This window comes from Devosia sp., from assembly GCF_017744655.1.
Classification (GTDB): domain Bacteria; phylum Pseudomonadota; class Alphaproteobacteria; order Rhizobiales; family Devosiaceae; genus Devosia.
Map to the genome: position 1 here is coordinate 1 of NZ_JAGIAW010000013.1, position 20,740 is coordinate 20,740.

The 20,740-nt window shown below is 60.3% G+C and carries 19 protein-coding genes and 2 tRNA genes; 10 read left to right on the top strand and 11 right to left on the bottom strand.

Annotated features, from left to right (window positions below; translation table 11 throughout):
* Positions 1-238: 238 nt before the first annotated feature.
* Together J7557_RS19555 and J7557_RS19560 are read left to right on the top strand one after the other, a co-directional pair.
* Positions 239-565 carry a hypothetical protein gene (locus tag J7557_RS19555; RefSeq protein WP_291421796.1) on the top strand — a complete coding sequence of 109 codons (327 nt, stop codon included), beginning with the start codon at positions 239-241 and terminating at the stop codon, positions 563-565.
* A 248-nt stretch (positions 566-813) separates the two neighbouring features.
* Positions 814-1,560: an HAD hydrolase-like protein gene (locus tag J7557_RS19560; RefSeq protein ID WP_291421798.1), complete on the top strand. Its 747-nt coding sequence runs from the start codon at positions 814-816 to the stop codon at positions 1,558-1,560.
* 147 nt (positions 1,561-1,707) lie between these two features.
* On the opposite strand, the gene J7557_RS19565 is transcribed toward J7557_RS19560, so the two are convergent.
* Positions 1,708-2,172: a metalloregulator ArsR/SmtB family transcription factor gene (locus J7557_RS19565; protein WP_291421800.1), complete on the bottom strand. Its 465-nt coding sequence runs from the start codon at positions 2,170-2,172 to the stop codon at positions 1,708-1,710.
* 160 nt (positions 2,173-2,332) lie between these two features.
* Between J7557_RS19565 and J7557_RS19570 the strand changes: the two genes are divergently transcribed.
* Complete coding sequence (locus tag J7557_RS19570; protein WP_291421802.1) at positions 2,333-3,022, top strand: hemolysin III family protein; 690 nt, start codon at positions 2,333-2,335, stop codon at positions 3,020-3,022.
* Positions 3,023-3,025: 3 nt separating this feature from the next.
* Here J7557_RS19570 and J7557_RS19575 read toward each other — a convergent pair whose 3' ends face one another.
* Together J7557_RS19575 and J7557_RS19580 are read right to left on the bottom strand one after the other, a co-directional pair.
* Positions 3,026-3,484 carry a DUF192 domain-containing protein gene (locus J7557_RS19575; RefSeq protein ID WP_291421804.1) on the bottom strand — a complete coding sequence of 153 codons (459 nt, stop codon included), beginning with the start codon at positions 3,482-3,484 and terminating at the stop codon, positions 3,026-3,028.
* Between the two features lie 45 nt (positions 3,485-3,529).
* Positions 3,530-4,153, bottom strand: coding sequence for a cold-shock protein (locus tag J7557_RS19580; RefSeq protein ID WP_291421806.1), 624 nt, complete (start codon positions 4,151-4,153; stop codon positions 3,530-3,532).
* Positions 4,154-4,340: 187 nt separating this feature from the next.
* On the opposite strand from J7557_RS19580, the gene J7557_RS19585 reads away from it, so the two are divergent.
* The 4 genes from J7557_RS19585 to J7557_RS19600 all read left to right on the top strand — a co-directional run bounded on the left by J7557_RS19585 (position 4,341) and on the right by J7557_RS19600 (position 5,874).
* The gene (locus tag J7557_RS19585) at positions 4,341-4,757 is read left to right on the top strand and encodes a VOC family protein (RefSeq protein WP_291421808.1); all 417 of its coding nucleotides are present in this window, start codon (positions 4,341-4,343) and stop codon (positions 4,755-4,757) included.
* 342 nt (positions 4,758-5,099) lie between these two features.
* Positions 5,100-5,576, top strand: coding sequence for a D-Ala-D-Ala carboxypeptidase family metallohydrolase (locus J7557_RS19590; protein WP_291421810.1), 477 nt, complete (start codon positions 5,100-5,102; stop codon positions 5,574-5,576).
* Positions 5,577-5,667: 91 nt separating this feature from the next.
* Positions 5,668-5,742: transfer RNA gene (locus J7557_RS19595), tRNA-Glu, on the top strand.
* Positions 5,743-5,799: 57 nt separating this feature from the next.
* Positions 5,800-5,874, top strand: a tRNA-Glu gene (locus tag J7557_RS19600).
* A gap of 541 nt (positions 5,875-6,415) precedes the next feature.
* On the opposite strand, the gene J7557_RS19605 is transcribed toward J7557_RS19600, so the two are convergent.
* The 4 genes from J7557_RS19605 to J7557_RS19620 form a co-directional block, all read right to left on the bottom strand.
* Positions 6,416-7,027, bottom strand: a complete 612-nt coding sequence (locus J7557_RS19605; protein WP_291421812.1) for an SH3 domain-containing protein — start codon at positions 7,025-7,027, stop codon at positions 6,416-6,418.
* Positions 7,028-7,365: 338 nt separating this feature from the next.
* Positions 7,366-8,406, bottom strand: coding sequence for a response regulator (locus J7557_RS19610; protein WP_291421814.1), 1,041 nt, complete (start codon positions 8,404-8,406; stop codon positions 7,366-7,368).
* Between the two features lie 2 nt (positions 8,407-8,408).
* Entirely contained in the window at positions 8,409-10,073 is a 1,665-nt protein-coding gene (locus J7557_RS19615; protein ID WP_291421816.1) for an ATP-binding protein, read from the bottom strand.
* On the bottom strand, positions 10,070-10,555 hold the full coding sequence (locus J7557_RS19620; RefSeq protein ID WP_291421818.1) for a molybdopterin-dependent oxidoreductase: 486 nt from the start codon (positions 10,553-10,555) through the stop codon (positions 10,070-10,072). The genes J7557_RS19615 and J7557_RS19620 overlap by 4 nt, the downstream gene beginning before the upstream one ends.
* A 343-nt stretch (positions 10,556-10,898) precedes the next feature.
* Here J7557_RS19620 and J7557_RS19625 point away from each other — a divergent pair, with 343 nt between their 5' ends.
* The 3 genes from J7557_RS19625 (at position 10,899) to J7557_RS19635 (ending at position 16,833) form a co-directional block, all read left to right on the top strand.
* Positions 10,899-14,744 (top strand): autotransporter domain-containing protein, encoded by a 3,846-nt coding sequence (locus tag J7557_RS19625; RefSeq protein WP_291421820.1) that lies wholly within the window; start codon positions 10,899-10,901, stop codon positions 14,742-14,744.
* A 52-nt stretch (positions 14,745-14,796) separates the two neighbouring features.
* Entirely contained in the window at positions 14,797-15,165 is a 369-nt protein-coding gene (locus J7557_RS19630) for a DoxX family protein (protein ID WP_291421822.1), read from the top strand.
* An 84-nt stretch (positions 15,166-15,249) separates the two neighbouring features.
* A complete protein-coding gene (locus J7557_RS19635) occupies positions 15,250-16,833 on the top strand; it encodes a peptide ABC transporter substrate-binding protein (protein ID WP_291421824.1) in 1,584 nt (527 codons plus the stop codon).
* Between the two features lie 333 nt (positions 16,834-17,166).
* On the opposite strand, the gene dgoD is transcribed toward J7557_RS19635, so the two are convergent.
* From dgoD to J7557_RS19655, 4 genes are all read right to left on the bottom strand, one after another.
* The gene (dgoD, locus tag J7557_RS19640; RefSeq protein ID WP_291421826.1) at positions 17,167-18,318 is read right to left on the bottom strand and encodes a galactonate dehydratase; all 1,152 of its coding nucleotides are present in this window, start codon (positions 18,316-18,318) and stop codon (positions 17,167-17,169) included.
* A gap of 72 nt (positions 18,319-18,390) precedes the next feature.
* Positions 18,391-18,831 carry a 2-dehydro-3-deoxygalactonokinase gene (locus J7557_RS19645; RefSeq protein ID WP_291421828.1) on the bottom strand — a complete coding sequence of 147 codons (441 nt, stop codon included), beginning with the start codon at positions 18,829-18,831 and terminating at the stop codon, positions 18,391-18,393.
* Positions 18,828-19,703, bottom strand: coding sequence for an SMP-30/gluconolactonase/LRE family protein (locus J7557_RS19650; protein ID WP_291421830.1), 876 nt, complete (start codon positions 19,701-19,703; stop codon positions 18,828-18,830). The genes J7557_RS19645 and J7557_RS19650 overlap by 4 nt, the downstream gene beginning before the upstream one ends.
* A gap of 62 nt (positions 19,704-19,765) precedes the next feature.
* Positions 19,766-20,728: an ABC transporter substrate-binding protein gene (locus J7557_RS19655; RefSeq protein WP_291421832.1), complete on the bottom strand. Its 963-nt coding sequence runs from the start codon at positions 20,726-20,728 to the stop codon at positions 19,766-19,768.
* Positions 20,729-20,740: the final 12 nt, after the last annotated feature.

Consider the following 20,740-nt stretch of genomic DNA (forward strand, 5'->3'; position numbering starts at 1 on the left):
GCCATGTCGATCACTCCATAGCCCCCGCTGAAAACAGCCAGGGCACGGTTGGAACATGGGTCAAATCTCGATGGAAATAGTCCCGCCTAACGGGTCACTTCTCAGTGGCAATCAACAGGAAGTCGACCTGTTACGGGGATGGCGAGCAGAGAAGTAGAGGCGATTCCCGTGTCTTGCGCTTACATGAGCTTACCAAATAAAGTTCCCCTGCGGTGGGCACCGCATTTAGGGGACAATCATGCATAAAGCTTTGGCAGGCGCCGTGCTTGCTTTGACCGTCGCAGGCGTCGTGGACGCTGCGGCGCTGGATCGCCGTGTACGCATCAATAACGAGACTTCCTACGATATCGTGCGATTTTATGCCTCGAACACGGGCACCAATTCGTGGGAGGAGGATATTCTGGGCAATGATATTTTGCCGTCTGGCTACAGCGTCATGATCAATATCGACGATGGTAGCGGCTACTGCAAATATGACTTCCTGGCGGTGTTCGAGGATGGCGACCAGGTGCAGGCCTCCAACAAGAATGTCTGCGAATTGAGTGAATTCAGCTTCACTGACTAGACTCGACGCAAGAGTGGCGTGGCGATAGCCGGAAACTTCTTGTCTCGGCGCGGTTGGGTTGGCGGGGAGCCGACAAGGTTTCCCCGCAACTCCTGAACACGTCAAAAAGCCAGGATATCCGCCATATACACGGCTTCCGGATCGCCCCTCAGACACCCCCATCCCCCTCGTTGAGCACAAGCAATTGACCATCCCTAGGGGTAGCGGGGTTGTGCGCTTGGTTAAAATACGGCAAATTTGGGGACAATTTGGGGGATGCGACGCTGGATCCAAATCTGACGGCACCGACCATCGTACTGTTCGACCTTGATGGAACATTGGTTCATCACGTCAATCCGCGCGTCCTGCAGACGCTGGAATTTCTTGATGATTGTTCGCACCGGGCGGCGCGACTGGTGGCTCGTTTCCGGCTGATGCGCCGGCAATGCGTGGCCGCGCCGCACAAGACGCCAAAACTGCTCGTGCATCGTGCCATTCACCGCGTGCGACGCAAATCGGTCGAGGAAATGCTGCTGCCTTGCGAGACGCTGCGTTCCGTACTGGAGCGGCTGCGTGCCAATGGCGTGCTGCTGGCCGTCGTCAGCAACGGGCTTGGCCGTGGCTATGGCCACGACGTGCTGGAAGCCTTCGATCTCAAGAAATATTTCTCGGCCTGCGTCTTCCGCGAGGATGTCGGCCGCGGCAAGCCCTGGCCGGATTCTATCCTTGCAGCGCTGGCCGGTCTTGGCCGCGATGTTAGGGCGCGGGACGTCATCTGGTATGTTGGCGACCAACGCAAGGATATCGATGCGGCGATGGCGGCTGCGGATAGCCTGGCCCGTCCGATCGTGCCAATTGCCCTCGGGCCGCGTGCGGCGCTGAGGGCTGTCGATGGAGATTGTCCGAACCTGCAGATCGCCTGGTCGGCTCATGAGCTTGAGCGGATCACGGCAGAGATTTTCGAGGCGCGGGAAGAGAGCGCGATGCTCGTCCCCTACCCTGTCGTTTCGATCTGAACCATTTCACGTAGTGACAAGGGCTTCGTCGCCCGCCGGCTGTCGTCTCGGCTTGGGCCGGAATCTATCCCGAAGTCTCAAGATGGGTCCCGGCCTTCGCCGGGATGACCACCGAGATTGGGATGGTTCCAGCGCCATATAAAAGCTCTAGAAATCAAAACCCATCTGGCTCGTTGAAGGTGCTGCTGGGGCCGGTGCCGGCGCTGTTTCCTTGAGAGGCTTTTCGGCGCTGGCGTCGGGCTTTTTCTTCGGCGCGCGAGCGGGCTTGGGGGCGACGGGAGCTCCCAAGACCACTGTGGCGGGAGCTTCCTCGACCACTTCGTCCGCCAAAACTTCGGAAGAGCGAATGGTTTCGAGCCAGGTTCGCGCTGCATCGAGTTTGGCCGGCCTGAAGGCATAGACGTTTTCGCGGCCCTTCTTGACCTCGGCGACGAGGCCGGCGGATTTCAAGACCCGCAAATGCCGGGAAATGGCCGGGCGGCTGATGGAGAAAGCCTCGGTCAGGACGTGGACCGGCGTGGGGGCCACTTTCAGGATTTCCAGAATCCGGCACCTGGTGGTGTCGGCGAGGGCCGAATAGAGGGCAATCGGGGGTTTGGACTTTCTGCTCATGACCTGAGGCCTACGTAACGGAGGTGTTACAGGTCAAGCGAGCACACCTTTTCTTCACCAGAAACGTTGGTGTGGCGTTGAGGATGACATCGGAATGCCAGAGATCGGCAATAGATTGGTCATACCCGTCGCCGCAGTCTCGTACCCAGGAGGAGTTGTCATGGGCTACGCAGCACGTCCGAAATCCTATTCCTGGTGGAGCCGGGAGCAGCGGCCTTTCACACCGGCCGAACTGATCGTCGATGCCGTGGTGCATATCCTCGGCCTCGTTGTCGCCATTGCCGCGGGGTCCGTCCTGCTGGCGCTGACGGCGATGCACACGGCACCCGAGGCTTTTCCGGCGCTCACCGTTTATGTGGCGACGCTGGTGGTCGTTCTGGGCGTGTCTCTGGCCTATAATATGTGGCCGGTTTCGCCGATCAAACGGCATCTGGCGCGTTTCGACCAGGCAGCGATTTTCCTTTTCATTGCCGGATCTTATACGCCTTTCCTCGCCGTGATCGGCGGTACACAGGCCGGCGCGATCATGATGAGCCTCGTCTGGGGCGCCTCGTTGATCGGGGTGGCGCTGAAGCTGATCGTGCCGCAGCGTTTTGGGCGGCTGGCGATCCTGCTCTATCTCGCCATCGGCTGGAGCGGCATTGTCGTGTTCCAGGCGCTGGCGCAGGAATTGCCGAGTTCGACGCTGTGGCTATTGCTGGCCGGTGGCGTCACCTATTCGGCCGGGATCGTTTTCCACCTGTGGGAAAAGCTCAAATTCCAGAATGCCTTGTGGCATGTTTTCGTGGTGGTGGGCGCCAGCCTGCACCTTTGGGCGGTGCTGGACTGCATGGTCATACACCGCCTTTAAAACCTAGTCGGCGGCGGTGATGCGGGGGTGGGTGACGGTGTCGCCCGCCTCGATGCCGAGTTCGACGCTGCGGCCGCCGGGGATCTCCAACACAAACTGAACCGGGCCATCGGACGGAATGCCCGTTGGATCATGCGGCCGGGCGTTGACGTGTATATTTTTCACGACGCCATCGGCGGTGATGAACAGCATGTCGAGCGGAATGAAGGTGTTTCGCATCCAGAACGAGACTTCCTGCTCGCCGAGGAAATCGAAGAGCATGCCGGCGTCATCGGCCAGTTCCTGGCGGTACATCAAGCCCTGCGCCCGGCTTGCGGCGGTGTCGACGACCTCGATGTTGAAGGTGTGATCGCCGCTGGCACTGTGGATGGTCAGCTTGGATTCGTCGCTGCAAGCGGCAAGAGGCAGGCTGACGACAGCGATGGCTGCGGCGGCCGCAAGTGCCCGAAACTGGTGCAACATCAATGATGCCTTTGATTGCAGTGAGCGCGGCCTATCGGGCCGAACTCAATGAGAGGAAGGTGCGTCGCCCCAACCGTCGGGCCGAATTTCGGCGACCATAAGGCCCTTTGGACCATTGCCATAGCGCACGAGCACGAACTGGCCGGGGCGCAATTCGGTGATGCCGAAGCGGCGCAGGGTTTCCATATGCACGAAAACGTCGGGCGTGCCCTCGCCGGCAGAGAGGAAACCGAAGCCGCGGATGCGGTTGAACCACTTTACCTCGAGGCGGACCATGCCAGAGCTCGGCTCGACCACAACATGGGTGCGGGGGCTCGGCATCTGGGCCGGGTGGCGGGCGGTCGATTCGTCCATGGAGACGATACGGAAGGCCTGCAGGCCGCCGGGGCGATTGAGCGCTTCCACGACGATGCGCGCGCCTTCATAGGCGGTCTGATAGCCATCGCGGCGGAGGCAGGTGACGTGGAGCAGGATATCGGCCAGGCCATTGTCCGGCACGATGAAACCAAAGCCCTTGCCGGCATCGAACCATTTGATGGTTCCGGCGACCTCAATCGTGTCAACGGCAGCCCCGTCCTGTCGCGCAGACAGGTTTTCGCGCTCACCGGATTCGGTGTCGTGAGACGGATTCGTGGGATTTCCACCATCGCCGTTAATATTGGCCCCCATGCCGCAACGCCCTTTTGCAACTCCCGTGACCACGGGTACTCGACAATACCAGCTCACTCTGTCCGATTCAGTCTCAAAAGTTAAGAAGGTGTTGCGAAATAGTTGTAGGAGCCGCGTCCGGTTATCGTTGCGGCCAGCGTCTGCGCTTGTTAGGCCAAGATCACGATCCCGCGAAAAGGAGGCAGGAATGAAATATCTGCACACGATGGTGCGCGTCACCGATGTCGAGGCGAGCCTCAAATTCTACTGCGAGGGTCTTGGCCTTCAGGAAGTGCGCCGCACGGACAATGAAAAGGGGCGCTTTACCCTGATCTTCCTGCGTGCGCCGGGCGACGAAGGCGGCGAGGTCGAACTGACCTATAATTGGGATCCGGAAGCCTATACCGGCGGCCGGAATTTTGGCCACCTCGCCTATCGCGTGAAGGATATTTACGCGCTGTGCCAGCATCTGCAGGATATGGGCGTCGTTATCAACCGTCCGCCGCGCGACGGGCACATGGCCTTTGTGCGCTCGCCGGATGGGATTTCGGTGGAGCTCATCCAGGATGGCACCTTGCCCCCGCAGGAACCCTGGGCTTCCATGCCGAACACCGGTAGCTGGTAAAAGTCCTTCTGCAAACTCTACTATGGCGGCCACCTGACCCAGTTTTCTGCGCTTCCGGTGCTCACGTACCAACGTACGCTGCGCCATAGCCCTTCGAGCGTAGCTCTACGGGCGTTCTTCGCGGCAAAGGTCCACTGGACCTTTGCCAAAACGCTCATCACTTCTCGAAAACCGCGCCAGTTGTCTCGCCCTAGCGAGTTTGCATTCGGACTTTGCCTTCACGATTCGCTAACCGTGCTGCTTAGCGTGCGGTTAGCGAAACCCTTCTAATTTTAGCGACTGAACCGTTCGGCCCATTGTGTGTGGCACTTCTGCCACAGCGGGCAAATCGGGAAAGTTGCCATGCCCCATTTTATCCGTTCCGTCCTCGCTATCGGTGCCGTCGTAACCGCGCTGGCCGCCTGCGTGCCCATGGCCATGTTCGCCAATGGCAGCGGCGCGGGCTATTCGGGATTGCGGGCCGATTGGGGCACTTATGTCTCCTCGCGCGAGGTCAATGCCTTCTGCCTCTCGCCGCAATTGCGATTCCTGATCTGGGAATTCGAAGGGCATTTCGGCAAGAAAGTCGTGATGCAGTCGGGCTATCGCGACAACTATCACAACAATGCCGCAGGCGGCGCCGACAACTCCTATCACACCAAATGCATGGCTGCGGACTTCTATATTCCGGGCGTCGACAAGAGCCGGTTGATCGAGTTCGCAATGCGCACTTCGGCCGTGGGCGGGCTCGGCTGCTATCCGGGCCGGAACTTCATCCATGTCGACGTTCGCGACCGTCCGCGCGGCTACAATCGCCCTGTCACGTTCTCAGGCTGTTGATAACTTTCGGCTTTTTGAAAAAAGTGCGAAATCTCCACCGAGGGGGTTGCGCATCAGAAAAGCTCCCTCTATACGACACCCAGCGTTGAGCGCGCCCTTCGTCTATCGGTTAGGACGGCACCCTTTCACGGTGCAGAGAGGGGTTCGATTCCCCTAGGGCGTACCACGCTTCCCCACTCACTGTTGGGAAAGCGAGTTAGCTCAGGCGCTCAACACGGCTTAGGCGCCCTTCGTCTATCGGTTAGGACGGGACCCTCTCACGGTCCAAAGAGGGGTTCGATTCCCCTAGGGCGTACCAACCACTTTTACATAATCTGTTGATTGCCACTGAGAAGTAGCGCGTTAGGCGGGACTATTTCCATCGAGATTTACTTCTCGGCGGAAATAAACACATAATCGATAAATGCGGCCCTCGTATATGGGTAAGGTCACATGCCTGGCACGGATGAGAGGCGTGTTGGCTTCCCGCAGGTCGCGCCAATGCTTAATGGCCGCCAAAGTGGTCTAGAACAGAGGCAGTCCGGCGATGGTACAAGCGGGAATGGAGCCAATCTGTGGATCATATCGTCCAGAAAATTTGCGACGGTTTGACGAAATCAATCAAGATCACATCAGCGCGATGACCAAGCGCCTTTCGGATGAGAAAGAATAGGGTTGCTGTCGACCCCACGCAGGTTGTTCGTTGGGCGAATGCGATGTCCGTTTTCGGGAACTCGCCAAGGGTCGTCTAATGACCGGAATGGGGCGCGTCGAAGCCGGGCTGTTGACGCCTGATGTAGAATGCAAAGGGGGTCGGATCGCCTGCCCTTTCGTCATTCAGTGAACTCAGCACGTGGTGCTCACCGATACGTCCTGCCGGTCTCAGCATTGAGATAGATCCGGTCGCTACTGCCAGACCCGCAGTATGTGAAATAGACCGGCTCGCTCTTCTGGTTCATGGACTTCATCCAACCGCCCATCTCTCTAAAGTTTGCGGCGGTGCACGTCCCATCCGACATGAGCTTTTCGGCGGCAGCCACGAAGGCTGCTTCATGAAGCCGGAAGTCGTCGGAACCCGCTACCAACGCCGAACTGCCGCTCGCGTCTTGCGCCGGATCAGCAGGGCGATCTGCGACCAACAAGTCGAGCGACACCCATTCTGCAAACTGGGCGTTATCAAACCCATTGATAGCCGAGCACTCCGCGTTACCGCTATCTACGTAGTCGCTACGACCACCCGTGCATGAGCCGTCGTAGTATTTCGTAATGCGGGCCCACGATCCGCGGGTCTCGAGCACGACGGCGGATTCGCGGAAGAAAAGCTGCCCAACAACGCCGCATTCGGTGGATGGGCAAGTGCGCCGATTTACTCGATCGCTGTTTGCCCACATTTGTTCGTCCGCTTGAGCAGGTAAGCCCGAACCCGCGAGGGCAATTAACAGCATTGCTGCCGAAAACCAGGTTTTCTGCATCTTCTCCCCCTACTCATATTCACATCAAGGCCGCCGCCAACAGTGTCTGGCAAGCCTGTTGGATTTGCATGACCTGTTACCCCCGAGCTTGGGAGCCGACTCTCCGACCATAAGGCCTTATCCAAGGGTCGAAATCGCTGAGCTTTATACCCATAGCGGACTGGCAGCTCTCGGCGGATCGCGATTGCACCCACCACGGCGGGAATGGGGCGCTTCACCGACGGCCAAGCTCTGATAGTAATTCCGACGCGAAGGATGGATCGGGGAGCGCCACTTCAATCCTTCGCAATCAAACGAAATGCCTTTCACCATTGTTCAGCGTCCTCAGCCGCTCGGCGTCAGCCTTGATCCTGTTGCGACACAAGGAGCGTGCTCCTGAAGATGAGCGCCATCAGGTCCTGCTGGCGGCCAACGCCCACTTTGCGGAAGATGTTACGCATGTGGAAGGCGAGCGTGGTTGAGGAGATGCCCATATCGAGGGCGATCTGCTCGGTGCGCTGACCTCGGGCCACGGCTGCGGCAACGCGTGCCTCGGTTGGCGTCAGACCAAAAAGCTTTTCAACCATGGCTTCGGATACGTCGAGTTGGGCATCGGTATCGAGCAGAACCATGGCGGCTCTGGCGCCGAGGGTCAGAGCCAGGAACTGAACCAGGAGGGGATGTCGACCCTCTTCGCTCACGGTGATGACTTCGGAATTGCGGCCATGGTCGATGGCGTCATCAAGCGCGGCGCGCAATTGCAGCGAGGTTTGCGCATTCTCGACCGACAGGCGTCCGTTCGAATGGAAAATCGTCCCCCCCAGAACGGCATCGGCCCTGTCATTCTTGCGAATGATCGCCCGGCGTTCGTCGAACAGGGCCACGCCCAGGGTGACGTGATCCAATGTATGCGCGAGGTCGTCGAGACCCTTTAGGCGAGCGGCCTCAAGATGGGTCCGGCGTTCGAGCCCCGCCGCCGCATCAAGGTCCCGGTGGATACGCACAACCTGGTCCAGCCGCGCCCTTATGGTGGCGAGCATGAGGTCGAAGTCGACGGGTTTGGGGAGATAGTCGTCCGCCCCTGCAGTCTTGCCTTCGATTACGGCCAATCGATCGGTCAGCGCGGTCAGGAATATGAAGGGCACGTTGGCAAGGCTTGAGCGAATGGCACGCACGGAGCGCAGCAGTTCGAATCCACCCATGCCCGGCATGGTTATGTCGCACAGGATAAGATCAGGCTGATGCTCGGCCAGGAGCGCAAGGGCGCCTAGCCCGTCCTCGGCGGCAAGCACCTGAAATCCGGCGTCCACGAGCTCTTCGACGATATTGCCGCGCAGATTGTGCTCATCCTCGACGCAGAGGATCAGGAACTCTTCCGGATGGCTGAGCGAACGGGACATGCCTATTGGTCCTGGAATCTGGGCCTGGGGAGGCTGAGTGAAAAGGTGGTGCCCGTTGTCAGGTCGGACACGACGGTGATGTCGCCGCCGTGCAACCGCGCAATCTGGCGGGCGGTATAGAGCCCGATTCCACTGCCTTGCACCGTGGTTGCAGTGCTGGCGCGGAAGAACCGCTCAAAAATCCGCCGCTGTTCGGCTTCCGGAATGCCGACACCGTGATCGGTGACCCTGATGACGATCAGCCCGGCTTCCTCGCCGGTGCTGATTTCGACGGCCTTGTCCGAGGGGGAATATTTGAGCGCATTGCCGACCAGGTTGCCGAGAGCCTGGTCCAGCAGCATGACATCGCAATCGATCGGCAGCATTTCCGCGAGCGTCAGAATAATCCGTCGCTCCGGCATCAGCTCCAGGAGGCGTGTGCGAATATCGCCGAGCAGTGAACTCAGATCTGTCTCCCGGCGGTTCAGCTCCATCTCGCCGGCATCGATCCTTTCGGCCGTCAACGTGCTGTCCATCAGGCGTGAAAGGCCGGACACGGCGTTGCGAATGGTCATGGCGCGATTGCTCAGCTCTGCCCCGTCCATCAGTGATCCGCGGCGCATCATGCGATGCACGGTGGAATCAATGACGGCCAGCGGTGTGCGAAACTGGTGGGAGACCATGGTGACGAAGTCGCGATAGATCTCGCGCAACTGCCGCTCGCGCTGGGCGTCGTGGCGTTCGGTGACGTCGCGAACGATGGCGATGCCACCATTGACTGCGCCATTGAGACGGATCGGATAGGCCATGCGTTCGAGATAGGTGCCTCCGTCCCCAAGCCGCGGGGCAAGGTAGACCTCGTCGCCGGCCAGCACACGCTCCAGCACATCGTGCTCGAAGATCGGATCGGTGGGCAGTGGGCGGCCCAACCGCTCTTCGGCCGGCAGAGCCAGAAGCTGCGTCATGCGGCTGCTCCAATGGGTGCAAAGCATCTGATTGTCGAAGGCCGCAATGCCCTCGCCGCTCGCTTCCATGATGCGGGAGAGAAAGGTCTTCTCCTGTCTGATCTGCGCTTCGGTGGCCGCCACCAGGGCAAGGCTGCGCACGAGGCGGAGGACGAGAAAGCCTCCGGTGATCATGATGCCGAGGATCGAGACGATGACTTGGATGATACTGGCATTGTAGCTGTTGCGCCGCTCGCCATCGGCGATGCGATTGGCGATCATCAGGTCGTTGGCGATGGTGCCGAGCGGCTCGAGATACTGCCCCATGGTGCGAGAGAGACGCGCGCTATAGCGGGTCACGTCTGTGCCCGAGGCGAGGATCAGCGGTTCGAGTTGCGAGAGGGCGGTCCTGGCCCGCGAAATGACGCTGGTGCGGCCGGCATCGGCCAGTTGCACGGCCATCGGACCGCTTTGCAGAAGCTCGAGCCGGCTCATCAGGATATCGAAGCGCAAGGCGATATCGTCCGGGCTCGACGCATGGGTCGGCGTCGTCGCCAGGATCAGCCGGTGAATTTCGAACTGTGCCTGGCTGAGCGCCCAGATGATGCCCTCGCCCGAGCTGGAATGAGTGGTCCGCTCGATCTGCACAAGGCGCGCCAGCGAGAAGGCCAGGAGGACGACGAAGGCAAGCACGGCAATGCCGACGGCAACGACCTCACGCCGATGGCTGCCTGGTGCGCTCAAGGCAGGATGAGCCGGCTGAGTTGCCAGACCCAGCGATGCTCATACCGCTCTTCTCGCAATTGCGGCACGGCATCGCGCGGATAGACGATCCAGAGCGGCCCTTTGTCCCGCCGCGTCAGCATGTCGTCATTCATGCTCCAGGCGAAAAGCACATCATAGTCGTAGAAGTCGCTGATCGGAATATCGGCGCGATAGTCATTCAGGGCCAGCGCGGTCACATGCGACGATGTGATCGGCCCCAGTTCCGCCATTACGTTTCGCGCCAATACGCCTTCGAACTCGGGCACGCCATCGGTCCATGCCGTGGTGGTGGCGAGCCGGGTAACGCCGAGAGCTCGGAGTTGCGACAGGGTGAAAGTCCGGGTCGTCTCGACTTGACCGCTGACTTCGAGGACGACGGAATCGCTCTCGCCCAGAACTGGGGACGCCAGGGCGGAGCCCGCTGCGGCAGCCGCCGCTTTTAAAAATTGCCGCCGCTTCATCGGCCCGTTCACCCTGTCGCCCCAGACGCCTTGCTCAATCAATAGCCATGCAATCAGGCCACCGGCAACGCGCTAACCACTCTAGGCGCTAAAAATTCGCGACGCCCCGTTTGGTTAGACGGGGCGTCAGCGCTTGCTCGCCCCTAATCGTCTCCATGCTGAAGGCGGGGAAGACAATCCGTCACGGCATCGGTGGCCCGCATCTGCAGGGCGGGCTGCCTCATCGGCCAATGCGCACAACTGGGGCAGCGGCCAAGCAAACCGAAATTCTTGAACCCCGGATGTTCCTGCATCCGTCGCCGGCAGCGCTTTGCCTTCGCGCCGGTCTCTCCTGGAGTCGATCATGGCGCAGCGCCCATTTGGCCAACAACTTATAACCCTTCACGGTCGGCGGCGCCGCACCAAAGCCTTGTTCCTGCTCGGCGCGTCGGCGGCCGTCATCGCACTGGCTCTTCCCGCTCGCGCGCAGAGCGTCGACGTCGTGACCTATGGCGATGGCGAAGTCCGCAATACGCCCATCGTTATGGCTCGCCAGACGGTGGGAAATGTCGGCCTCGACGAGGTCGCAACGCAATCTGGTGCGATCTCGGGGGCATACAAGTTCAGCAAGTCGGGCTTTGGCGCGCTCATTCTTTCGGGCGCCAACAGCTTTTCCGGCGGCCTCGACATCAATATGGGCACCGTTGCTCTTGCTCATCGCGACGCGGCAGGGACGGGCGCCATTTCTATGCTCGACAACACCCGTCTGCGTTTCGACGTCAATGATTTCATCCTGTCCAATCAGGTCAACATCACTGGCACGGCGGAATTCAACGGCCAGCGCGTGACGCTTAGCGGCGTCCTGAGCGGTGACGGGCGACTGGTGGTAAATGCCAATCTTACCCTGAGCGGTGAGAACACTCATTCGGGCGGGACCGATCTCGCTTCCGGCCAGATCACCGCGATGAACGGTAATGCCCTTGGAACGGGCGTGCTGACCATGGCGAACAACACTGTGCTGGCTTTCGACCAGAACCGGACGCTGGCCTTCGAGAACGATATCGTCCTGTCCGGGAGCAATTCCTATCAGTATTTCCAAGTCAACGGCCCGGTGACGCTGGACGGCGTGATCTCTGGTGGTGGCAATATCGTCAAGACCGGGTCGGGCACACTGGTTTTGACCGGAAACAATCTCTATGGCGGTGGCACAAGCCACCAGGCCGGCACGATCAGGGCTGAAAGCGACAACGCCCTCGGCGCGGGCGGCGTCTATTTCCAGGGTGGGGCGACACTTGACTATGCTGACGGTATTGAGCTTGGGAACACGCTCTATACCGGATCGGGTTCTGGTGTGGCGCTGCGCGTTGATACCGGTTCGGCGACGCATTCGGGGTTCATCACCGGTCATGCCCTTGCGGGTGGCTACTACAAGACTGGCAATGGCGAACTTGTCGTCACGGGCGGCGCTGGCTATGGCGGCAATACCAATGTCGTTGCCGGCAAATTGACCGCGGGGGCCGAGAACGTCCTTGCGCAGGACTCGCTCCACATCCTCGGCGCAAATACACGCTTTGAGATTCGGGGTGACCAGCAGATCGCCGGCCTCTCCGCCGACAGCTCCAGCGCAACCGAACTCAACGACTACATCCTGACCCTCAACCCGCAGCGCACCACGTCTACATTCCAGGGACAATTGAGCGGCTCCGCCGATTCCGGTCTCGTGATGATTGGTTCGCGCGAACTGACCCTTGATGGCGACAATGAAGGCTATGGCGGCTCGCTCCGCATCGAGAGCGGCCCGGTCTATGTGCAAGGCGACTATTCGAGCATGAGCACGACGGTCAACGGCGGTAGTCTTGGGGGCTCCGGACGTCTGGGTAACGTGATCGTCAATGGCGGCACGCTCGCGGGATATGACGGCTACCGGCTCAACATGAACTCGCTGGCGCTCGACGCCAATTCGCGCATCCTGGCCGAATTCGGTGCCATGAGCACGGACGGACTTTTCAACGTCAACGGCGATCTCGTGCTCGACGGTACCCTGGACGTCGTCGATGTCGGCGGGTTCGATCCCGGCATCTACCGCCTCTTCGATTATGGCGGCACACTGACCGACCGGGGTCTTGTGATCAGCAGTGTTCCCGCCGGCTATTCGCCTGACGAGTTGCAGGTGCAGACCAGTGTTTCCGGCCAGGTCAATGTTCTGCGCTATGCTGCCGACGTCGGCGATACCCTGTTCTGGGATGGTGGCGACGACACGCTCTGGGCTAATGGTGCCATCGATGGCGGCAGCGGCAGCTGGGGCATCGACTACGACAGTTTCACCACCTCCGACGGCATGAGCAACGGCGTGCAATCGCCCAATCCAGGCTTCGTGGTTTTTGCGGGTCGGGCGGGCGAGGTGAACGTTGTCGAGCCCGCCTCTGTCACCGGCATGCAGTTCGCCACGCATGGCTATGAGCTTTATGGGGACGATATCGAGCTGATCGATGGCGAACGCATCATTCGTGTGGGTGACGGCACCGCCGCCGGCGAAGACTATGCCGCGGTAATCTCCGCCGCCCTTACCGGCGTCGGCACTCTGGTGAAGACAGATCGCGGCACGCTGGTGCTCAACAGCACGCGCAACAGCTATGAAGGCGGTACGGAAGTGCGGGCCGGTACTCTGGAGGTAAACGGGGTCACAGGCAGCGTTTCGGTGGGCGAGAATGGCCGCCTGCAGGGTTCTGGCCGTGTCGGCAATGTCGAGGTTGCGGGTGTGCTTGGCGCCGGCAGCGCCTATCCGCGCCCGCAGTCGATAGCGCCGAGCAGCTTCGGTACCCTCAATATCGAGGGAGACCTCTATATGAGCGAAACCGGTACGGTCGAAATCAAGGTCGATGCGGCCGGTAATTCCGATCTCATTGATGTTGATGGTACGGCCTATCTCGACGGCCAGGTGTTGGCTCTCGCCAGCGGTGGCGACTATTCGGCCGGTGTCGAATACACTTTCCTCCGCGCCGAGGGCGGCATTGAGGGCGAATTTGACGGTGTCAGCGCCAACCTCGCCTTCCTCGCGGCCTCGCTGGCTTACAACGAAAACGACGTGCGCCTGCACCTTGCCCGCAACGCGCTGCGATTTGCCGACATCGCCAAAACGGCCAATCAGCTTGCCGCTGCCAATGGCCTTGAATCGCTGAACGTCGGCAATGTGCTGTACGATCGCGTGCTCACCTTCAGTGCCGAAGATGCGCGGGCCGGCTTCGACCAACTCTCCGGCGAGGCCTATGCCTCCACCCAGAGCGCGCTGATCGCTGCCGGGCAGAGTGTCGCCAATGCCATGGAGGATCGTGTCGCTGCGGCATTCGCGCGGCTTGCCGCTGGCACCCAGGAGCAATCCGGTATCGGTTTCAACATCTGGAGCAGTGCCACCGGCAGCGTGGGCGTGCTCGAGGCCAACGGCAACGCGGCACGTGCCGGGTTCAGCGCCGGCAATCTCTTCGTCGGTGCTGACGCCATGTTCAACCAGGACTGGATGTTTGGTGCCATGCTTGGTTTTGGTCAAACCAGCGTCAGCATTGCCGATCGCAATTCCACTTCGACCTCGAACAACTATCATGTCGGCGTCTATGGCGGTGGCGAACTGGACAACGTGACGCTGAAGTTCGGCGCTGCCTACACCCAGCACGAAACCTCCACCACCCGAAACGTGACCATTCCCGGCTTCACCGAATCCCTGTTCAGCACGCGCCTCGGTGGCACCGGCCAGATGTTCGGTGAGATTGGCTACAAGTTTGCCTTTGACAGCGGCATCATTGTCGAGCCCTTCGTCAACCTCGCCCATGCCAGCCTCTATTCCGGCGGCTTTACCGAGCGCGGCGGCGCAGCGGCTCTTTCGGGTGGTGCCTCCTATGCCGGCGGCACGCAATTGACCATTGGTCTGCGTGGCGAAACGAGCTTTGTCCTTGGCGAGGTTCAGGCGACGGCAAAGGGCATGATCGGCTGGCGCAATGCGCTTGGAACGGTCGATCCCACGTCCACCCACGCCTTCTCAGGCGGGTCGGCCTTTACCGTTGCCGGTGCATCACTGCCCCAGGGCGCAGCTGTGATTGAAGCCGGTCTCGACCTCAACCTGAGCCCCAATGTCGATCTCGGTATCGCCTATGACGGCCAGATCGGCTCTGCCCTGCAGCAGCACGGCGTCAAGGCCAACCTCTCGGTCAAGTTTTGATCCCAACCCGGCGGGCGCGCCCCGCCGGTCTTCCCTTACAAAGAGACAATCCATGATTTTCGGTTTTCACTGGGCACTGCTGCTCACCGGCATCCTCAGCATTTTCTTCCTTGGCGATGCTCTCGTCAGCGCCATCGGCCCCAAACCCATGCGGGAAAGCTTCGTAAAATGGGGCTTTCCGAGTTGGTGGCACCTGGTCAATGCCGCCGTGTGCCTGGCCGTGGGCGTTATGCTGCTCGTCCCCGCCCTGCGTCCATTCGGCTTTATCCTTGGCGCCCTCGAATGCCTCGCAATCTTCGCCACGCTCATTCGCAACAAAGAGCCGGGCCATCTACCACCAAGTGTTTTCCTCCTTGGTCTTCTTGGCGTCGCCTATTGGGGCCTCTACGGCTTCGGTCTCGCCACCGCCGGCTCCTTCTGACGATGTCGCAAAGGCCTTCCATTGCAGAAGAAAATCGGGAACAAATGGTCTTGGGTACAGACAATAGTTCGTTGGTGAGCAGCGTTGACCTTTACCGTCCGGGCCGCATTGCTCGTCCTAGGGTGCGTCGGTTCACTCGTTGAGCCGGCTTTTGCCACGACGCTCAACCTCGCTCACACCCCCGAAACCATCTACGCCTATCCCACAGCCTTCGGAGCGCTCGACCCAATTGCCATGGTCGACTGCTTCGAGGGCCTTGTGGCCATGGATGCGCATGGCGATGCCATTCCCGGCCAGGCAGCGTCCTGGACCATCTCACCCGACGGCCTCACCTATACGTTCTCGCTGCGGGAAAATATCGCCTGGTCCAATGGCGATCCGGTTGTCGCCGAAGATTTCCTCGCGAGTTTCCAATGGCTTCTGGATCCGGCCAATGCCTTCGAGTTCGCCTATCTGCAATTTCCCATCCGCAACGCCGCGGCGATCGCCGCGGGAAGTCTCGACATGGATGAGTTGGGAGTTCGGGTCCGCGACGAACGGACGCTCGAAATTACCCTTCAACAGCCAGCGCCCTATTACCTGCAGGCGCTGACACACTCCACCGCCTATCCCATTCCCAGTGCGCTCAAGGCGCAGCGCGGGCGAAAGGGCCTAGCCCCGGAGGACCTCATCTGCAATGGCCCCTATACGATCACCAGCCGGGATGGCGAGCTGACAAGAGCGGTTCGGGCCGAAAACTACTACGCACAAGGCGAGGTCGCCATCGACGACGTGAACTACTTTACCATTCGCGACGTGCCCAAGGGCCTCGAACGGTTCAAGGCGGGCGAGATCGATATGTTCTACGATCTGCCGGTCAGCGCGAATGCCTGGATCGAGACCAATGCCGCAGCCCAAAGCAGTATCGTCCCCTTTCTCGGGCTCTCCTATCTCACGCTGAACCTCGAGAAGCCGCCACTCGATCAGCCGGCCCTGCGCCGAGCGCTTTCGATGGCAGTCGATAGAACTCGCATCGATCCGCAGGGTGTCCAGTCCGACAAGACCGCCGCCTATGGTCTGGTGCCTCCTGGTACGGCTAATTATGCGGGCATCGCCGCTTTTCTTCCCGACTGGGCGGACTGGCCCTACGAAAGACGTGTGGCAGAGGCTGCCGACGTAATGGCTTCGCTCGGCTATACGGCTGAAAGCCCTCTGGCTATCGAAGTCCGCTACAATAGCGACTCAAGCGACATGCATCAGCAGGTCGCACGCGACATCGCTGAGATGTGGAGCCACATCGGGGTCAAAGTCGAGCTGTTTCGAGCCGATCCGCAGGAGCATTTCACGGCGCTCCGGACGGGCGATTTCGATATCGGCCGGCTTACATGGATTCTCGATTTCTCCGACCCCGCCAATATCCTCGAGCTGCTTCAAACAACGTCCGAATTCAATGTCGGGCGCTATCACTCGCCGGAATTGGACGCTCTCTTACTTGGAGCCAGCCGCGAAACCGACCTTGCGGCGCGAGGAGGAATGCTGGCCCAAGCGGAAGCCCGCATTATCTCTGATGCCGCGATTATTCCGCTCAACTGGATCGTCGTTCGCAATCTTTTGGCGCCCGGCATTAACGGGATCAGCGACAACGCCAAAAACGTGCATCCGACCCGTTGGATCAAAAAGCTGCGCTAGAGAGCGGAGCGCCATTGCAAACAATGTTTACGCTCTGAGATGCCCAAACGGGCTTTCAGGAGCGGCAACGCAGATTGCACGATTGGATTGGGATGCGAGTGATATTGCAGATCGATCCCTGTCTGACTTGGTATCTAGAGGCTACATTGCGGGTGAGGTCCGCTTTTGGGAGCCTGCGACAGTTCAACGAACGTCTGAGATGGGGCGCGTCGGCGACGGGCGGCTTTCGCCCCCCATTGCGGTGTGTCTAGTAACTTGAAACATGCCCAATAGCCGCCGTTCTTACGGGCGACTACTGTCACTCTGCCAGTTCGATACCGGCCATAGGTGATGCTACCACTCCGCTACGCTGCCATCCTCATGACGCCAGAGTGGATTGCGCCAGCGATGGCCAACCTTGGTTGCCTCAATGACGGCGTCTTCATTGACTTCGATACCAAGCCCAGGGCCATTGGGGATGGTCACCATGCCGTTGGCATAGGTGAACACGTTTGGATCGACCAGATAGTCCAGCAGATCACGGCCCTCGCCATTGTAGTGAATCCCTAGGGACTGTTCCTGGATGAACGCATTGTGGCTGACTGCGTCGACCTGCAGGCATGCTGCAAGTGCGATCGGGCCGAGTGGGCAATGGGGGGCCAGCGCCACGTCATAAGTCTCAGCCATCGCGGCGATCTTGCGAACTTCTGTGATGCCGCCGGCATGGCTGAGGTCAGGTTGGATGATGTCCACAACCCGGCTCTCCAGAGCCTGGCGGAAATCCCAGCGCGAATAGAGCCGCTCGCCCAGCGCAATCGGCGTGGAGGAGCCCTTGGCCACTTCACCGATCGCATCGATGTGCTCGGATAGTAGCGGCTCCTCGATGAACATTAAGCGGAACTGTTCGAGTTCTCGTATCAACGTCTTGGCCATGGGCCGATGCACGCGGCCATGGAAATCGACGGCCAGTCCCACATGAGGGCCGATAGCGTCGCGTACCGCAGAAATGCCCTCAGCGATTGCGTCGATCTTGGCATAGCTGTCGACGATCTGCATTTCCTCGGCGCCATTCATCTTGAGCGCTGTGAAACCCAGATCGACCGCCTGCTTTGCCGCCTTGGCGACATCGGCCGGTCGATCCCCGCCAATCCACGAATAGACGCGGATTCGGTCGCGGCACGGGCCACCCAGCATCTGGTGCACCGGCAGGTTTGCGGCGCGGCCCTTGATATCCCAGAGCGCCTGATCAACGCCGGCAATGGCGCTCATCATAATCGGACCGCCCCGATAGAAGGCACCGCGATACATGACCTGCCAGAGGTCTTCGATCCGCGAGGGGTCTTGTCCGACGAGAAAGTCGGCCAGTTCATGCACTGCGGCTTCGACGGTGTGCGCCCTGCCTTCGACTACGGGTTCACCCCAACCAAAAATGCCTTCGTCGGTCTCGATCTTGAGAAACAGCCAGCGTGGTGGAACGATGAAGGTCTTAAGTGCGGTGATCTTCATTCGTGTCTCCTGAAAGTCGATAGTGTTGGGCGCGTGACAGCGGAAGTTGTTGGGGTCGAGCGTCCGCGATAGTCATTTCGACCGTTCGACGAAGTGCCTTCGGAAGGCGTTCACGGCTAATTCCGCCCGGGCGGCGCAATCTTTGGCCGAATGGCCGGGCTGGTAGAGAAAAGTGCCCAAGCCGACGCCGGTGCACCCTGCCGCGGCATAGAGCGCGAAATTGTCAGGCTCAGCTCCCCCGACAGCGAACAGGCACATTTCGCTCGGCGCTTCCTGCCAGCCGTCGCGAGCGCCGGCCATGCCGCAAACCATGGCGTCGAGACCCATGACATCAGGAATAGACGCGCAGGCCTCATCCAGAACAGTGGCGAACTGATCGGGCTTGAGCCTGCTCATGCCGCGGTTGGAATCTGTCAAAAGGTCCGGCGCTGCATCGCCGCGCATGGCCCAGACACGCAGGTTGGATGTTCCCCAATCCACTGCGATCCAATCCGGTCGCGAAGTGTCGGTCATGCGCCGAACCTTGGTTCGGCCACCCCGGCCACGCCAGGGTCGACGGCAAAGACATTCCCCGCCAGGGGCTGCTTGGCCAGCTCTTCCGAAGAAAGTCCCCAGCGCGCAGAGGTTACGTAAAGCGTTCTTAGATCCGCCCCGCCGAACATGCAGCTCGTGGGTTGACTGACCGGCATTGCAATTTCGCGATCGACAGAGCCATCCGGCGCGAAGCGAACGATCTTCCAATTGCCCCACATGGCGATCCAGAGGTAGCCTTCGGCATCGATCGTGCCACCGTCTGGTGTTTGGCCGTCGGTGAACTGGAGGAATACCGACCGATTTTCGATATTGCCGGTGGCGTGATCGTAGTCGAACGCCGACACCTGCTTGGCCAGGGAATCCGCAAGCCAGAAGCGGCGGTTGTCCAGCGACCAGGCGAAAAAATTCGCTATACCGAGGCCGTCGACCAGGCGCGTGATGGAGAGATCGGTATCAATCCGGTAGAGCGACGCAGTGGAATGGGTGAGGCTTTCGTCTTTTGAGCCGGCCCAGAACCGTCCGGCGCGGTCGACCTTGCCTTCATTGAAGATGGTGCCTGATGCGAGAAGGCCGTCGCGACCGATCCATTCTATCTTGCCCAGGTCGAGATCGCAGAAACCAATGCCGCTCTCGAAGGCGCCGATGATGCCAGGGGCGTCTTTCCTCAGCGCGAACCCCGACAGGCGTTCAGGCATGGACCAGTTCCGCACCTCGCCACTGGCCGGGCTGAAGCGCTGAAGTAGGGCTCGGTCGATATCTACCCAGTACAGCGCCTGTTCGCGTATGTCCCAGACAGGCACCTCGCCAAGGAGGTTGGCACTCGACACGACGCTTCTTACGAGATTGTTCATGGGCAAAGGACCCTTGGGAGGGAGTGCCGCGCCATGGAGGGCAGGCGCGGCACCCGTGCTGCTTATTGCGGGCAGGTGAAGCTGTAGACGTAGCGGCTGACCTCAGGATCGCTGAGGTTGTCCTTGGTCGCTACAGTGGCGCCGGTGCGAATGACGGGCGTCGTTTCTTCTCCGCGCAGGGCAGCGATGGCTTGCAGGCCAGCTTCGTAGCCGGAGTCGTAAGGCTTGAGGACAACTTGGGCCGCAACCTGGCCACGCTCGAGCTGTTCGATGCCCGGAGGGTTGGCATTGAAGCCCACGACCACGACATCCTCGGAGCGACCGGCGGCACGGATCGCAGCGACGGCACCTTCGGTATTGAAGGCTGCGGTCGAGAACACACCGACGAGATCGGAATTCGCAAGAAGCGCCGCCGACACGATCTGATCGGCCTTCTGCACGCTGTTGTCGGAGAATTCCTGGCCAAGATAGTTGAAGCCGGCCGCCGCGATGCCCTCGGCAAAGCCCTTTTCGCGGTCATCGGTGGTAGTGACGCCGGCACTCAGATTGACAGTCAGAACCGAGCCTTCCCGATCGCCTAGCAGTTCCGCCAGCGTTTCGGCAGCGACGCGGCCGGATTCCACGTTGTCCGACGAGACCTGCGACACGGCTATCGAAGGGTCGGCCAGTGTCGTATCGACGAGCACCAGCTTAATGCCCTGATCCACGGCGGCCTTGAGCGGGGCGAACAGAGCCTGGCTGTCGGTCGGAGCGATGATGATGGCGTCAGGGTTCTGCGCAATCATCGTTTCGAGGATCGGAATCTGTGCGGCCGGGCTGAAGGAGGACGGGGCCTGGGTCTGAACGGTCGCGCCGTTCTCAGCAGCAGCCTTCTCGATGCCGCACTGCACTGAACCGTAGTAGGCGTCGCCACCCACGCCGGGAATGAAGGCAATGTTGAAACTGTCCTGCGCTGCAGCCGGCAGGACCAGACTGGCGGTCAATGCCAGCGTGGCGACAGTCGTCATCATCCGGTTTTTCGTCATGGTTTCTCTCTC